General features: G+C 64.3%; 15 protein-coding genes and 1 pseudogene. 10 read left to right on the top strand and 6 right to left on the bottom strand.

The features are described 5' to 3' along the window. From NKH90_RS25285 to NKH90_RS25295, 3 genes are all read right to left on the bottom strand, one after another. A partial coding sequence (locus NKH90_RS25285; protein WP_352821636.1) for a hypothetical protein occupies nucleotides 1-449 on the bottom strand: 449 nt, incomplete at its 3' end. 162 nt (nucleotides 450-611) lie between these two features. Beyond that, nucleotides 612-833, bottom strand: a complete 222-nt coding sequence (locus tag NKH90_RS25290; protein WP_352821638.1) for a hypothetical protein — start codon at nucleotides 831-833, stop codon at nucleotides 612-614. 67 nt (nucleotides 834-900) lie between these two features. Beyond that, nucleotides 901-1,173: a DUF4242 domain-containing protein gene (locus NKH90_RS25295; RefSeq protein WP_023677971.1), complete on the bottom strand. Its 273-nt coding sequence runs from the start codon at nucleotides 1,171-1,173 to the stop codon at nucleotides 901-903. A 143-nt stretch (nucleotides 1,174-1,316) separates the two neighbouring features. On the opposite strand from NKH90_RS25295, the gene NKH90_RS25300 reads away from it, so the two are divergent. Then, nucleotides 1,317-3,971 carry a helix-turn-helix transcriptional regulator gene (locus NKH90_RS25300; protein ID WP_352821641.1) on the top strand — a complete coding sequence of 885 codons (2,655 nt, stop codon included), beginning with the start codon at nucleotides 1,317-1,319 and terminating at the stop codon, nucleotides 3,969-3,971. Between the two features lie 148 nt (nucleotides 3,972-4,119). Here the strand turns inward: NKH90_RS25300 and secA are convergent, their stop codons facing one another. Beyond that, complete coding sequence (secA, locus tag NKH90_RS25305; RefSeq protein WP_352821644.1) at nucleotides 4,120-6,852, bottom strand: preprotein translocase subunit SecA; 2,733 nt, start codon at nucleotides 6,850-6,852, stop codon at nucleotides 4,120-4,122. Between the two features lie 252 nt (nucleotides 6,853-7,104). Between secA and NKH90_RS25310 the strand changes: the two genes are divergently transcribed. Continuing rightward, a complete protein-coding gene (locus tag NKH90_RS25310; RefSeq protein WP_352456658.1) occupies nucleotides 7,105-8,022 on the top strand; it encodes a peptidylprolyl isomerase in 918 nt (305 codons plus the stop codon). Nucleotides 8,023-8,071: 49 nt separating this feature from the next. On the opposite strand, the gene NKH90_RS25315 is transcribed toward NKH90_RS25310, so the two are convergent. Beyond that, nucleotides 8,072-8,728, bottom strand: a complete 657-nt coding sequence (locus tag NKH90_RS25315; RefSeq protein ID WP_352821662.1) for a TetR/AcrR family transcriptional regulator — start codon at nucleotides 8,726-8,728, stop codon at nucleotides 8,072-8,074. 109 nt (nucleotides 8,729-8,837) lie between these two features. Here NKH90_RS25315 and NKH90_RS25320 point away from each other — a divergent pair, with 109 nt between their 5' ends. Then, nucleotides 8,838-9,074, top strand: coding sequence for a putative antibiotic biosynthesis monooxygenase (locus NKH90_RS25320; RefSeq protein ID WP_352471336.1), 237 nt, complete (start codon nucleotides 8,838-8,840; stop codon nucleotides 9,072-9,074). A gap of 3 nt (nucleotides 9,075-9,077) precedes the next feature. On the opposite strand, the gene NKH90_RS25325 is transcribed toward NKH90_RS25320, so the two are convergent. Next, nucleotides 9,078-10,304, bottom strand: a complete 1,227-nt coding sequence (locus NKH90_RS25325; protein ID WP_352471335.1) for a caspase family protein — start codon at nucleotides 10,302-10,304, stop codon at nucleotides 9,078-9,080. 179 nt (nucleotides 10,305-10,483) lie between these two features. On the opposite strand from NKH90_RS25325, the gene argJ reads away from it, so the two are divergent. The 7 genes and pseudogenes from argJ (at nucleotide 10,484) to NKH90_RS25360 (ending at nucleotide 14,871) form a co-directional block, all read left to right on the top strand. Then, nucleotides 10,484-11,725 (top strand): bifunctional glutamate N-acetyltransferase/amino-acid acetyltransferase ArgJ, encoded by a 1,242-nt coding sequence (gene argJ / locus NKH90_RS25330; RefSeq protein ID WP_352471333.1) that lies wholly within the window; start codon nucleotides 10,484-10,486, stop codon nucleotides 11,723-11,725. Continuing rightward, nucleotides 11,725-12,504, top strand: a complete 780-nt coding sequence (locus NKH90_RS25335) for a GNAT family N-acetyltransferase (RefSeq protein ID WP_352471332.1) — start codon at nucleotides 11,725-11,727, stop codon at nucleotides 12,502-12,504. Before argJ ends, NKH90_RS25335 begins: the two co-directional genes overlap by 1 nt. Then, nucleotides 12,501-12,923, top strand: coding sequence for a (deoxy)nucleoside triphosphate pyrophosphohydrolase (locus NKH90_RS25340; RefSeq protein ID WP_023677979.1), 423 nt, complete (start codon nucleotides 12,501-12,503; stop codon nucleotides 12,921-12,923). Before NKH90_RS25335 ends, NKH90_RS25340 begins: the two co-directional genes overlap by 4 nt. A 127-nt stretch (nucleotides 12,924-13,050) precedes the next feature. Continuing rightward, on the top strand, nucleotides 13,051-13,356 hold the full coding sequence (locus NKH90_RS25345) for a hypothetical protein (RefSeq protein ID WP_023677980.1): 306 nt from the start codon (nucleotides 13,051-13,053) through the stop codon (nucleotides 13,354-13,356). 113 nt (nucleotides 13,357-13,469) lie between these two features. After that, nucleotides 13,470-14,221 (top strand): annotated as a pseudogene (locus NKH90_RS25350) (IS5 family transposase). A gap of 11 nt (nucleotides 14,222-14,232) precedes the next feature. Beyond that, nucleotides 14,233-14,547 carry a DUF6678 family protein gene (locus tag NKH90_RS25355; RefSeq protein ID WP_352471331.1) on the top strand — a complete coding sequence of 105 codons (315 nt, stop codon included), beginning with the start codon at nucleotides 14,233-14,235 and terminating at the stop codon, nucleotides 14,545-14,547. 144 nt (nucleotides 14,548-14,691) lie between these two features. Next, nucleotides 14,692-14,871: a Flp family type IVb pilin gene (locus NKH90_RS25360; protein ID WP_023677981.1), complete on the top strand. Its 180-nt coding sequence runs from the start codon at nucleotides 14,692-14,694 to the stop codon at nucleotides 14,869-14,871. The last annotated feature ends 32 nt before the right edge of the window (nucleotides 14,872-14,903 follow it).

Raw genomic sequence — 14,903 nt, forward strand, 5'->3', positions numbered from 1 at the left:
GCGCCGGTCGGGTTGCCCTTCCAGGCCCAGACATGCAGCTCGTAGAACGGGCCGAGGCCATAGCGATTGGGGGCGCTGTTGAAGTTGAACAGATGCCCATCGAGCGAGGCCGGGCCTTTCGAGGTGATGTATTCGACCGCGATCAGTTTTAGCGTGCCGTCGGCCATCGGCTCGTACATCACCGCTTCCGGCTTGGCGACATCGACAGCATCGTCCTTGAGGTAGCCGGGATTGACATAGTGGATGCCCATGGCGCCGCCGGTGATGCCGCTGGCGCAGGGGATGGGCGCGTAGCCTTCGGCCGTCGCCGCCGCCACATTCTCGAAGCGGCTGTTGGCGGCTCGTACCATGTCGGCCAGCGGATTGCCGTCCTTTGCCTGGGCCGCGGTGGCGGCGATTGACAGGATGGCCAGGGCGGCAAGGCGCCCGGTGCAAAGATTGATGTTCATGTTCTCTCCGGTTGTTTGAGGACGCGCACCGATCGGGTCTGCTCAACGCTGCGGCGTCCGTTGGAATTTTGCGAAACAGGTCGCTCGTCCTGTTTTCATGTCGGCCGCAATGATGCGGCCGGTTGCGCAGCTTGTTTCAGCCCGTCCAAACGGCGCGACGGCCTAATGGTCCCACCAATAATATTCCCAGTATTCGCGCCGCTGCTCGCGTTCGGGCAGTCCCATGTCCTGTCTCAGATAATCGTCTTGCGGGGGCAGCCGGCGCCGCCTGCCCAGCAGACGCGAAGGCAGCGCCGCCGCGATCCGCCATAGACGGCCAAGCAGGGAACCGCCGGGGTTTCCCACGACAGGCGCCGGTTCGCCGACCGGCATGCCATCAGGCATGTCGCAATTGCCGCGAATGGCAGTTTGATACTCATCCTTTTGTCCGCCACTTGGGGTTTGCCTGCCATCAACGGTAAAAGTAGGGGTCAAGAACCCGCACCTCCGTGATCTTGTCGACAGGCAGCGAATTCTTCTGGGCGGTGCTGCGGATCGCCTCGGGCGAGGGCGCGTCGTAGATGCAGAAGCTGCGCTTCTTGTCCGGCGACACGTAGGACTGCAGCCAGGTGACGCCCTTTTCGGCATTGCGCATGACGACACCGCCCAGCGCGTCGGCGCCGGCTTCGTTCATCGGCACGTTGAGGCCGTCCGGGAATGTGCGTTCAATCAGATAGCGAGGCATGGAAGCCTTCCTTTCTCCAGTGGGTCACGCCCGGTTTTGAGCGCGGCTCGACATTGATCACGCCCGGCAAGAGCGCACATCGGAGCCTTTCCCCATTTTTGGCGGGACGATTCCCTATGTTGGCAGCGTTATGAGCGGGGGATATGTTGGCGGGTCCATCGCGGGTCCGCCTTTTCGGCGAACTCGATCTGCGTGAGCGAATGATGCTTCTGGAACGGCAGACACAGCTGGAGCGACTCGACGGGCTGCTGGCCGATGCCGGGCGCGGCCGTGGCTGCGTAGCGGTGCTTGCTGGCGAGGCCGGGGCCGGCAAGACCGCGCTTGTCGAGGCCTTCATCGACCGGACTGCGCAAGCCACGCGCATATTCCGCAGCGCCTGCGAGGATCTGTCGATACCCGATCCGCTCGGGCCGCTTTACGATCTGGCGCGGGACGCGCAATGGGCGCTGCCGCAGGCGATCGATCATCGGCAGGGACAGAGGCTGCCGCTGTTTTCGGATGCGCTCGACATCTTCGAGACAAAGGCGCAGCCGACCCTGCTGGTGATCGAGGACTTGCACTGGGCCGATGATGCGACGCTCGATTTCGTCCGCTTTCTCGGCCGGCGCATCGCCAACAGGCATCTCTTGCTGCTGCTAACGGCGCGCACCGATCGCAGCGAGGGACAGATGCGGGTGCGCCGCGCGCTCGGCGAGATACCGGCAGGCAGCGTCGCGCGCATCGACGTGCCGCTGCTCAGCGAGTCGGCGGTGCTGTCGCTGGCCGAGGCGGCGGGGCGCGATGGCGAGGCTATCTACCGGGCGACGGCGGGCAACGCCTTTTTCGTCACCGAACTGTTGTGCAGCGGATGCGAGGAAAAAACGGCGCTGCCGGCAAGCGTGCGCGACGCGGTTCTGGCGCGGGCCGAGCGCCTGTCGGCCGGCGCCCGCGCGATGCTCGACGCGGTGTCGGTGTTTCCACGGCGGGCCGATGCCTGGGCGTTGCAGGGCCTGTGCAGCGTCGCCAGCGCCGGCCAGCTTGCCGAATGCGTCGCCAACGGCTTGCTGGAGGATCTGGGCGATGGCTATGCGTTCCGGCACGAGATCGCCCGCCGCGCCATCGAGGCCATGTTGACGACGAGCCACCGGCGGCAGTTCAACCAGCGCGCCCTGGCCGCCCTTCTCGAAAACAGTGAGGTTTCCACCGGCCGCCTGGTGCATCACGCGGTGGAGGCGCACAATCTGCAGGCAGTGCGCGAACTGGCCCCGGTTGCGGCGCGCGAGGCCTCCCGCGTCGGCGCCCATCGCGATGCGGCCGGCTTCTATGAAGCCGTGTTGCGGCAGGCCGACAGCCTGCCGGTGGAGGAGCGCGCGGCGCTCCATGAGAAATATGCCTTCGAGTGCCACCTCATCGGCAAGATCGACGAGGCCATCGCCGCGCAGAACCAGGCGCGCCGGCTGCATCAGGCCCAGGGGAATACGGCGAAGGAAGGGGATTGCCTCAGATGGCTGTCGCGCTTTGCCTACCTGCTTGGCGACCGCATGGCTGCCGATGCCCTTGGCGAGCAGGCGGTTCAGCTGCTTGAGACCGCGCCGGCCGGGCCGGAGCTCGCCATGGCCTATTCCAACCTCTCGCAACTGGCGATGCTGGCCGAAAGGCTCGACGACACGCTGCGGCTCGGCAACAAGGCGATTGCGCTCGCCGAACAACTGAACCGGCCCGACATCGTCTGCCACGCGCTCAACAATGTCGGCAGCGCCGAGCAGTGGCTGGATCTGGCAAACGGACGGCTGCACCTTGCCCGCAGCCTGGAGATCGCGCTGGAGCAGAATTTTCAGGAACATGCGGCGCGCGCCTTCACCAACAGCGCCTGCAGCGAGATGAACCAGCTCGGCTTCGCTGAGGCGCGGTCGTTCCTCGATCGCGGCATCAACTATTGCGTCGAAAACGATCTCGTCACCTGGCGCGACTATATGCGCGGCGTGCTGGCCCAGTTGCTGCTGCGCCAGGGGCAATGGGAAGAGGCTGCCGGCGAGGCGCTCGAGGTGATCGCCAACGATCAGGCGACGATGCTGGTCCGCTATCCCGCCGTGGTCGCCCTGGCAAAGCTGCGGATACGGCGCGGCGACCCGTCCGCCGAGCCGCTTTTTGCCGAAATGACGCAGTTCCTGGATAAGGGATTGGAATTGCAGCGCCTGGCGCCCTATGCGGCGCTGGTGGCCGAACGGGCGTGGCTCGGCCAGGCTGACAAGGATGAGGCGCTCGGCCTGATCGCACTGGCTGAGAGCTTGTCGACGACGCGGGCGGGTTTCGGCGAGCTGGCGACGTGGCGGCAGAAGCTGGCGCCGGACATGGATCCAGGCGACACCATCGGCATGGCCGCGCCCTACCGGCTGCTGCTCGCCGGCGACTGGCAGGCGGCGGCAGAACTATGGGCCGAGATGAACGCGCCCTACGAACGCGGGCTGGCGTTGGCAGAGGGCGACGAGACCGCGCAGCGCCTGGCGCTGGAGATTTTCGAAAGCCTCGGCGCCAGGCCGGTCGCCGTTTACCTGCGCGATATCATGCGCCGCAACGGCGTCAACGGCATTGCAAGGGGGCCGCGCCGAACCACGCGCGCCAATCGCGCGGGCCTGACCCAGCGCCAGATGGAGGTGCTGCAACTGATCGAGCGCGGCTTTTCCAACAAGCGGATCGCCGAGCACCTGACCATCTCGCCGAAGACGGTCGATCACCACGTCTCGGCGGTTCTGGGCAAGCTGGACGCGGTTTCGCGGGGTGAGGCGACGGCCGCGGCGCGCGATTCGGGGTTGATTTGAGCCTGTCTTCTTCGGGTCGCGATCCTTCGCGCCCCCCTCTGGCCTGCCGGCCATCTCCCCCTCAGGTGGGGAGATTGGCTAATCGCAAACGCTGGCTCTGCCCTTCGGGCACCTACTCCCCGTGAACGGGGCGAAGGAAAGCAGTGCCTTACGCAAACGCCCCATGACAATGCTTGTATTTTTTCCCTGACCCGCACGGGCAAGCCTCGTTGCGGCCGACCTTGCCCCAGGTGGCCGGGTTCTTCGGGTCGCGGTCTTCGGGGGCGACGACGGCGTTGGTCTCCTGGCGGACCAGCACGGCCGTCTCGCCACCTTCGAAATCGTCCTCGCCGGTGAAGCCGTCGATGTGGCTGCCGAACATGTCGGGGGCCTCGGGCGGCGGCGCTTCCGCCGCCTGGCGGACCAGCTCGACGCGCATCAATTGCGCGGTGACGGCCTGGCGCAGATTGCCCAGCATCGCCTGGAACAGCTCGAACGCTTCGCCCTTGTACTCCTGCAGCGGATCGCGCTGCGCATAGCCGCGGAAGCCGACGACCGAGCGCAGATGGTCGAGATTGACGATGTGCTCGCGCCACAGATGATCGAGCGTCTGCAGCACCACGGAGCGTTCGACATAGGTCATCACGTCGGGACCGAAGCGCTCGGCGCGTTCCTTGGCGGCGGCCTCGGCTGCCTGGCTGACGCGCTCGCGGATGTCGTCCTCGGCGATGCCTTCTTCCTTGACCCAGTCCTCGACCGGCAGATCGAGATTGAGGAATTCGGCGATCTCGGCCTTGAGGCCGGCGACGTTCCACTGCTCGGCATAGGCGTTTTCGGGAATGTTCTTGGCGACGATCTCCTCGATGACGCCTTCGCGCATCTCTGTGATGGTCTCGGACAGGCCCTCGCCGTCCATCAGCTCGATGCGCTGCTCGAACACCACCTTGCGCTGGTCGTTCGAGACGTCATCGTATTTCAAGAGGTTCTTGCGGATGTCGAAGTTGCGCGCCTCGACCTTCTTCTGCGCCTTTTCCAGCGCCTTGTTGATCCACGGATGGATGATCGCCTCGTCTTCCTTGAGGCCGAGCTTCTGCAGCATGCCGTCCATGCGCTCGGAACCGAAGATGCGCATCAGGTCGTCCTGCAGCGACAGGAAGAATTTCGACCGGCCGGGATCGCCCTGGCGGCCCGAGCGGCCGCGCAACTGGTTGTCGATGCGGCGCGATTCATGGCGTTCGGTGGCGAGCACGTAGAGGCCGCCGGCGGCGAGCGCCTTTTCCTTCAGCCGGGCGATGTCGTCGCGGATTTCCTTTTCCCTGGCTTCGCGCTCGGGGCCGGCCGGCATGTCGCCAAGCTCCTCGGCAATGCGCATGTCGGCATTGCCGCCGAGCTGGATGTCGGTGCCGCGGCCGGCCATGTTGGTGGCGATGGTGATCGCGCCGGGCTTGCCGGCCTGGGCGACGATCGCCGCCTCGCGCTCGTGGTGGCGGGCGTTCAGCACCTCGAAATCCTTAAAACCTTCCTTGCGCAGGCGTTCGGCCAGCTGCTCGGACTTCTCGATGGAAGTCGTGCCGACCAGCGTCGGCTGGCCCTTGGCGCGGGCTTCCTTGATCTCCTTGACGATCGCCTTGTATTTCTCCTCGACCGTCCGGTAGACCTCGTCGTCTTCGTCAATGCGGATGACCGGCAGGTTGGTCGGGATCTCGGTGACGTCGAGATTGTAGATGTTGGCGAATTCCTCGGCCTCGGTCAGCGCCGTGCCGGTCATGCCGGCGAGCTTCTTGTAGAGGCGGAAATAGTTCTGGAAGGTGACCGAGGCGAGCGTCTGGTTCTCCGGCTGGATCGCCACATGCTCCTTGGCTTCGAGCGCCTGGTGGAGGCCCTCCGAATAACGGCGGCCGGGCATCATGCGGCCGGTGAACTCGTCGATGATGACGATCTCGCCGTTGCGCACGATATAGTCCTTGTCCCGCTGGAACAGCCGGTGCGCCTTCAGCGCGTTGTTGACGTGGTGGACGATGGCGACGTTCTCGACGTCGTAGAGCGACTCGCCCTTGAGCAGACCCGCATCGCGCAGCATGTTCTCCAGCTTCTCGGTGCCTTCCTCGGTGAAGATCGAGGTCTTCTGCTTCTCGTCGATCTCGTAGTCCTGCGGCTGCAGCTGGATGATGAAGGTGTCGATGGTGTTGTACATTTCCGAACGGTCCTCGAGCGGACCGGAAATGATCAGCGGCGTGCGCGCTTCGTCGACCAGGATGGAATCGACCTCGTCGACGATGGCGTAGCTGTGGCCGCGCTGCACCATCTGGGCGCGCTCGTATTTCATGTTGTCGCGCAGATAGTCGAAGCCGAGCTCGTTGTTGGTGGCGTAGGTGACATCGGCGGCGTAGGCGACGCGGCGCTCCTCGTCGGACAGGCCGTGGACGATGACGCCGACCTTGAGGCCGAGGAATTTGTAGACGCGGCCCATCCATTCGGAGTCGCGCGTGGCCAGGTAATCGTTGACGGTGACGACATGGACGCCGTTGCCGGCGAGCGCGTTGAGGTAGACCGGCAACGTCGCCACCAGCGTCTTGCCTTCGCCGGTGCGCATCTCGGCGATGCCGCCATTGTGCAGCACCATGCCGCCGATCAGCTGCACGTCGAACGGCCGCATGCCGAGCACGCGGCGGGCGGCCTCACGCACGGTGGCGAAGGCCGGCACCAGGAGGTCGTCGAGACTGGCGCCGTTGGCGATGTCCTGGCGGAATTTGTCCGTGCGGGCCTGAAGCTCGGCGTCGGAAAGCGCCCGCATCTCGTTTTCCATGGCATTGATCGCCTCGACGCGCGGCCGGGTCGATTTGACCCGACGATCGTTGGAGGAGCCGAAAACCTTACGGGCGAGACCGCCGAGACTGACCATCCAATGGCCCTTTCGATAGCATTCCAAGTCGTTGCGACAGGCGCCGGCTGGCCCCATCAACTCCACGTGAACGCGGACAAACGCAAAAAGCGCCCGGAAAACGGTTCTGGACGCAAAGTCGTTGGACAGATAAGAGGGGGCTCATTCGATGTCAACGCCGCGCTCGCCCTGTCGACCGCGCCAAATTCCGCCACAATCTTGCTGGTCTGGAAGCCATTCCGCTCTAGCTACCCCGCTTTGGAGATAATCGTAATGTCAGTATTGTTCCGCCGCGCGTCGCTCGCCAGCCTTGGTCTGGCATTCGGGCTATCGGCCCTCTCGCTGTCGCCGCTGATGGCACAGGAGGCCGCCCCTGCCCAGCCGGCAGCACCCGCTCCGGCGGCCAAGCCGGTCGATCCGAACGCCGTGGTCGCCACCATCAACGGCCAGACGCTGACCGAGGCAGACCTTGGGCTTGCCGAGGGCGAGCTGTCGCAGCAATTCGCGCAGCTTCCGCCCGAGCAGCGCCGCGCCGCGGCGCTGTCGGCGGCGATCGAAATCCGCGTGATGGCGGCCCAGGCGGTGACCACCGGCCTCGACAAGGATCCCGACTTCCAGCGCCGCATGGCCTTCCTGCAGCAGCGCGCGCTGCATGGCGAAATGGTCGAGAAGGGCGTCGTCGACAAGGTTACCGATGCCGAGGTCCGCGCCCGCTACGACCAGGAAATCGCCAACACGCCGCCCACCAATGAGGTGCACGCCCGTCACATCCTCGTGAAGACGAAGGAAGAGGCAGACGCCATCATCAAGCAGCTCGACGGCGGCGCCGACTTCCAGAAGCTTGCCAACGAGCACACCAGCGATCCGAGCGGCAAGACCAGCGGCGGCGATCTCGGCTGGTTCGGACCTGGCCAGATGGTGCCGGAATTCGACAAGGCCGTGTTTGCGCTGGCGGTCGGCAAATATACCGACCAGCCGGTGCAGTCGCAGTTCGGCTGGCATGTCATCAAGGTCGAGGACAAGCGCACCAAGCAGCCGCCGGCGTTCGACCAGGTCAAGGACCAGGCGCGCCAGGCGGTCATCCGCGACAAGTATTTCGCGCTGGTCAAGTCGCTGCGCGCCAACGCCAAGGTCGACATCCCCGATGCGAACCTGAAGAAGACGGTCGACGCACTGGAAAGCGCCAAATAGGGCTAGACTAGATTGAGCTACGACAGGGCGCGCTGCCGCCCTGTCGCTTCTATTTGGTAGGGCGAGCGATGATGCGTCGACGCCGCCGCCGGACCGCCGTGGCGTCGCCGGCATCGTCAGCGACTATGCCTTTCAAGACATAGCCGACCGCCCTGCGCAGCGTTGCTTCGTCCTCGTCCAGGCGGTTCGTCAGAAGATGCGTCCAGGCGAACGAGGCAATCAGGTCGGCGACGACAGTGGCATCGACGTCGGCTGCCACCTCTCCCCTTGCCTTGGCGCGTTCGACCATCTGGCCGGTGTGGACACGACGCCCTCTTGCGTATTCGGCGAGGGCGGCGGCGGCTTTTTCGTCCGACTGCGCCTCGGCAATCAGCGATCTGAACACGCTACCCGACGACGTGTCGCGCCAATGCGCGAACAAGCTCTTCAGGAAGCCGACGAGATCCTCCGCAAGGTTCCCGGTGTCGGGATTGTCGACGCGCTTTTGCCGTTGATAAACGTCGAGCAGCAGGGCGGCCTTGCTTGGCCACCAGCGATAGATCGTCGGTTTTCCGGCGCGTGCGCGGCGCGCCACCGCCTCGATCGAGAAGCCGGAATAGCCAGCTTCGACCAGTACCGCCTCGGCGGCATCGAGAATGGCATCGGCGCTTTCCGGGCTGCGCCGTGCGCCAGCCGACTTGCGCCCGGGATCGGTGATTTCGCCCATCTTTTCTTCCTTACCCGCGATTTCAGCAGCCATCATATACAACTCTTGACGAAACGGAACGATCCGTTTTATATGTAACGGAACGTTCCGTAACGATAAGGAGAGTTTGATGAACTCGACCGCCGTGACCCGCTTTTCGCGCCTGCGCTTCGCCCTGCTTGTGCTGCTCGGCGTGTATCCGCTGATCACTGCCATTCTGTATGTGGTTTTTCCGCTGACGCAGGAATGGCAAATCTGGCAGCGTACGCTGGTCATCGCGCCGCTGATGGTCTCGATCATGATCTGGGGACTGATTCCGGGCGTGCAGCGGGCGTTTCGCGGGTTCATCAACCCAGCGGTCCGCTGATGTTCATTCCAGCGCTTGCGACGTTTCCGACGCAACGCGCCACGCGCCATCGGCCAGCACGAGTTCCAGCGTCACCCGCGCCTTGCCGGTCAGGCGCTGCGCCGATTTGTCCTTCGGCACATAGTCGTAGCGCATGGCGAAAACCGCATCGGCACGGTCCTTGCCGTGCGGCGTCACCTCAAGGCTGCCGGGCTCGAGACCGAACGACCATGACGCCCATTGCGCGAACCAGTCGGTCTTGACCTTGACGATCGCCTCGCTGTCGTAGCGCGTGCCGTAGATGGTGGCCGACGCACCGTAAAGCCGCTTGACGGTTTCGCGCATTCTCCTGGCATCAGGCGCCAGATAGTTTTCGCGCAAGAATTTTTCGATGGCACCCTCGTCGCCGACGGAGCGTTCGAGCGCAGCCACCTGCGACGCGGGAGCCGGGCTGACGGCCGGTTTCGGTTGCTGGGCAGTGTCTCCGCCCGGAACGAATTCGAAACGCTCGAGCAGCGAACCCTGCTCCCAGGGACGCTGCGCCTCGCGCGTTGCCGAAACGACGTCGCGGCGCACCGCAATCATCATGTCGTTGATGCTCTGTCCGGGTTCCGCCATATGCCGCAAAAGTGCCGCCGCAAACGGCGAGTTGCGTCCCGTCCCGTCCATTGCGACGGCGCCGGGCGCAGTCGAGAAGGCGATGAATGAGCCGCGTGTCGACTCGAACTGGGCAAGACCGGCGAGAGCCGTCGCCGAGCGCGTCGTGGCGCTGCGGCTGAGACTTCGGGCAAACGGGTTGTTGCGGCAGGCATCGAGGAAGACCAGGCTGACCTTGGTCTGCTGCTCCATGATGTCGAGAACCTCGTCGATCGGCACCGCCTCGAGCTGCAGCTTGACCGGCATGTCCAGCCGGGCGTCGACCGGCACGATGAAGTTGCGCCCGTCGACCTGCAGGCCGTGGCCGGCATAGTAGAACAGCCCGGCACCGGCACCCTGCAGCGCATCGGAGAATTCGCCGATCTTGCGTTCGAGCTCGCGCTTGCCGAGATCGTTGCCTTCGATCACCTCGAAACCGATGGCGCGCAGCTTGTCGGCGATGTCGAGCGCATCGTTGACGGGATTGGCCAGCGTGCCGGCTTCGGCGTAGCTGCCGTTGCCGACCACAAGCGCCACGCGCCGCGCCGTCTGCGCATCGGCGCGCAGCAGCAGAAAGCCCAGAAACGCCAGTGCCAAGACCACAAGCCTGCCCATGGGGCAGGATCATAGCGCTATCGGTCGCAGCGACGCCAACAAATTTGCAACAGCCTGCTTGCTGCATGAGGCGGTGTCAGGCTTCCGGCACCCGTAACGGCTGTGAAACGCCTTGCGCCAGCGCGTGCTATCGGGCAAACCGGCGTTCCTTTCGCGATTTTTCCCGCCCGGGGTCTTCCATGTCCACACAGGTTTCGCCGCTCGCGCCGAAGAAATATCCCAAGATGCCGGTGATCGAGGGCGTGCGCATCGCCACCGCCGAGGCCGGCATAAAATACAAGAACCGCACCGACTTGCTGGCCATGGTGTTCGACGCCGGCACCACCGTCGCCGGCGTGTTCACCAGGTCGAAATGCCCTTCGGCGCCGGTCGATTTCTGCCGGCAGAACCTCGTGGCTGGCAAGGCACGCGTGCTGGTGGTCAATTCCGGCAATGCCAATGCCTTTACCGGCCAGAAGGGCCGCGCCTCGACGGCACTCACGGGCGAGGTGGCGGCGAAAGCGGCCGATTGCACAGCGGGCGAGGTATTCCTGGCCTCGACCGGCGTGATCGGCGAACCGCTCGACGCCGGCAAGTTCAGCCATCTGCTGGCCGGTCTGGTCAAGGACGGCAAGCCGGAATTGTGGACCGAAGCCGCCAAGGCGATCATGACCACCGACACCTATCCCAAACTGGCGACCGCGACGGTCAAGCTCGGCGATGCCGACGTCACCATCAACGGTATCGCCAAGGGGGCCGGGATGATCGCGCCCGACATGGCGACGATGCTTTCCTTCATCGCCACCGATGCGCCGATCGCAGCACCGGTGCTGCAGGACCTCCTGTCGCGCGGCACGGCCAAGACCTTCAACGCGGTTACCGTCGACAGCGACACCTCGACCAGCGACACGCTGCTGATGTTCGCCACGGGTGCTGCCGCCAGGCGCGGCGCGCCGGCAATTTCCGACCCCAAGGATGCGCGCCTCGGCGCGTTCCGCCGTGCCCTCGGCAAGGTGCTGAAATCGCTGGCACTACAGGTGGTGCGCGACGGCGAGGGCGCCCGCAAGCAGGTCGAGGTCACCGTCACCGGAGCCAAATCGGCCCGCTCGGCCAAGCGCATCGCGCTGTCGATCGCCAATTCGCCGCTGGTCAAGACGGCAGTCGCCGGCGAGGACGCCAATTGGGGCCGCGTCGTCATGGCTGTCGGCAAGGCCGGCGAACCGGCCGACCGCGACCTTCTGTCGATCTGGTTCGGCGACAACCGCCTGGCCTATCAGGGCGAGCGCGACGCCGCCTATTCCGAGGAGGCGACTTCGGCGTATATGAAGCGCGACGAGATCCGCATCCGCGCCGACATCGGCATCGGCCGCGGCAAGGCGACGGTGTGGACCTGCGATCTCACCAAGGAATATGTCGCCATAAACGGCGATTATCGGAGCTGATGGCGTTGGCTTCCAGACATCCGGCAAGCGTGTTGGCGATCGTGCGCCGCTATGAGGCGGCCGGCTTTCGCGCCTGGCCGGCGGCCGCCGTCCATTATGACGGCACCTGGGTGGTTCGGCTGACGGCCGGCCACCCGGCCAAGCGGCTGAACTCGGTCAATCCGCTCGATCCGGGCGACATCCAGCACATTGCCGAGCGCATCGGTCGCGCCAGCCGCCGCTTCGACGCGTATGGCAGGCCGCTGACCTTTCGCATCTCACCGCTGTCGGGGCCTGATCTTTCGAAGTACCTCGACAGCGAAGGCTGGAGTACGTTCGCGGAGTCGCTGGTCATGCGGCTGCCGCTGGCGGACGCCGCGCTCGACGATGCCATGGACCAGATTCCGTTGAAGGACATCAGCCGTTTCATCGGCGCGGCGCTCAAGGTGAGCGGCTCGGATGTGTCGCTGCGTCCGGGCCTGTCGGAGATCATCGGCGCCATCCAGCCGGAGGCCGGGCTGTTTGCGCTGGAGGCCGGCAGCGAACCGCTGGCAACGTTGATCTGCGTGCATGACGGCGACCTTGCCGGCCTGTTCGAGATCGCCACTGACAGGTCGGTGCGCAACCAGGGCCATGGCCGCCATCTCATCCGGTCGGCGCTGAAATGGGCGCGGCTGCGCGGGGCGCGGGAAGCCTGGCTGCAGGTCGAGGCGGACAACGCGCCGGCGCTGGCGCTCTACCGTTCGCTCGGATTCGACGAAGTCTATCGCTATCGCTATCGCCGGCCACCCGGCGCATGAGCGGCTTGGATACGATCGGCAAACGCCTGCTCCTGGTCGCGGCCTGCGCGCTGGTCGATGCCGACGGGCGCGTGCTTTTGGCGCAGCGGCCCGAAGGCAAGCAACTCGCCGGCCTGTGGGAGTTTCCGGGCGGCAAGGTCGAGCCCGGTGAGACGCCGGAACAATGCCTGATCCGCGAATTGTACGAGGAGATCGGCATCGAAACCGACATCCCTTGCCTGGCGCCACTCACCTTCGCCAGCCATTCCTACGATGATTTTCACCTGCTGATGCCGCTGTTCGTCTGCCGTCGGTTCCGCGGCATTGCCCAGCCGAAGGAAGGCCAGGTGCTGAAATGGGTGCGGCCGCGCCAGATGCGCGATTTTCCAATGCCGCCGGCCGATGCCCCGCTGATCCAGTTCCTCATCGATCTGCTGTAGCGGCCGACCTGCCGTAAATCGGGCAGCGCCGCAACGCGCCGGCAGCAGCGTTAATGAAAGATTTATCTGACCGTGAAAAATTGACGCTAGGCGGTTTCGCCGATTCCACCGCTGGGGAGCGATTTGCATGAGCCTTGAAAAGGACTGGGACTCGCCTTGGCCCGACCGCCTTCCTGGCGCCGCCAATGCCGGCATGGGAATATTGCGCATCGCTCTCTTGTTCGGCTCGGCCGCGGTGGCTCTGGCCTTGATCGCGACGCCCTACCTCGACAGCCGGACCCGCTCGCAGTTTGCCCGCGACGGGCTGGATACGATGAGCACCGGCTCGATCGGCCAGCGCGACAGCTATACGCTACGCAAGAGCGTGCTGCAGCCGCTGCCCAGTTCGGTCTGCGTTATACGGGCCGATGGCAGAAGCAGCGGCGACTGCTGATTCCTCAACAGATCTCCAGGATTCGGCTGTTTCCTAGGGCCAAAGCCCAATCAGCCCCTTGAAGGGAGGGCGCTTTCCTGATTCACCAGCGGGTGTGGATCAGGAGGAGCAGTATGGCTTTGTTTTGGCTATCGGACGAAGCATGGGCAACGATCGAGCCGCACTTGCCCAAGAACCAGCCTGGTGCGCGTCGCGTGGACGATTGTCGGGTGATTTCGGGTATCCTGCACGTGCTGAAGGTGGGTTGCCGCTGGTGTGATTGTCCTGCCGATTATGGTCCCTCGACCACGGTTTACAATCGCTTCAACCGCTGGTCGCGACGAGGCTTCTGGCTGAAGATGCTTGATGCGCTGGTTCAGGCCGGCGCAGTGACGAAAAGCACCGCGATCGACAGCACCTACGTCAAAGCCCAGCGGGCGGCATTCGGCGCAAAAGGGGGCGCCAAGCGCAGGCCATCAGCCGTTCGCGCGGCGGTTGGACAACTAAGGTCCATGCACTCACAGACGTCGTCGGCCGCCCCTACGCGTTGATGTTGACGGCAGGAAACGTCAGCGACGTGAAGGCAGCGCCAGCCCTACTCGAACGCGCTGGCCCGATGCGCTACCTATTGGGCGACAAGGGCCACGATGCGGATCGACTGCGCCGTTCACTGCGCGAGGGAAAGACTACGCCGGTAATCCCGGGACGGCGCAATCGAAAGAGAGCAATCCGTTACGACCAAGAGCGATACCGTGGACGACACTTGATCGAGAACGCCTTCTGCCGCCTAAAGGATTTCCGCCGCATCGCCACCCGCTACGACAAACTCGCCACCAACTTCCTGTCTGGGGTGGCATTGGCTACCATGATCTCGTTCTGGCTTTGAGAGGCGACGAAATGCTCAATCCGGCGATGAACAACACAAAATGGGATGAGCTTCGGCTAGAAATGTACGCGCTCACGCCGCCACCATCTTGGAGCACGCTTTCCACAAACGGCTACCACTCACAGCCCGACCGCGAGTGGTTCTACCACTTCAGCGAGGGCGGATACGAATCCATCCTTCACTTAGACATTCAGGTCGAAACGCCCGCCCAGCGAGAACTTGTCCGCTCGGCTCTCAAGAAGGTGCATGTGCCCGGCGAGGAAATGCCTGACGGCTTTCGCGTGTTCGGTTATCTTCAGGATGGTCAGGCCGCCGAGTTTATATGAGGTCTTCGTTGCTGACCTGATCGAGTCTGGACCCTAGAATGCAGCTGGTTCCTAGAATGCAGCTGGTTCACCGCGCGTTAAGCCTGTCGCATTAACCTTTCTTAACGGGTCGGCGCTAGGTTCGGGCAAGAGGGATAGGCGCCCATGAAAATGTTGCTGCAACGATTTTTAGAAGACGAGAGGGGTGCGACGGCTATCGAATATGGTTTGATCGTCGCCGTTCTGTCGCTTGCCATTGTCGCTGGTATTGGCCAGGCTGCCGGCGCCATCCAGTGGTTGTTCAGCGACAACAGCAGCAAGCTTGCCAACGCTTTTGCACAGTGACCTGCTTAGCTTTTGCGTGGGATACGCTTAGC

Origin of the sequence: Mesorhizobium sp. M0898 (assembly GCF_040319695.1) — a bacterium.
Classification (GTDB): Bacteria; Pseudomonadota; Alphaproteobacteria; order Rhizobiales; family Rhizobiaceae; genus Mesorhizobium.